A 237-nucleotide genomic window follows, 5' to 3' on the forward strand; every position below is an offset into this window, starting at 1 on the left:
CATACAGTTTCTGAATCAGCACTAATGCCTGTTCAGCGACCTGACTTTTTTTGGTCACATGCAGTTCATGGAATTTACGACGCGCATGCGCCATGCAGCCCACCTCAATGACCTGACCTGATTTAAAACGTGCTTTATAACCACTGTAATCATCACAGACTAGATAGCCCTGCCAGCCTTTCAAGAACTCTTCAGCATGCTGGCCTGAACGACTATCCTGAAAGTCATAGATCACCG

At 46.4% G+C, this 237-nt stretch carries 1 protein-coding gene; it reads right to left on the reverse strand.

The window, feature by feature from the left end; genetic code table 11:
- On the reverse strand, positions 1 to 237 hold a 237-nt coding region (locus tag ACEO2X_RS14770), incomplete at both ends, for a transposase (RefSeq protein ID WP_371972224.1).

Source organism: Acinetobacter sp. AL9 (assembly GCF_041464035.1).
GTDB classification, from domain to species: Bacteria; Pseudomonadota; Gammaproteobacteria; order Pseudomonadales; family Moraxellaceae; genus Acinetobacter; species Acinetobacter towneri.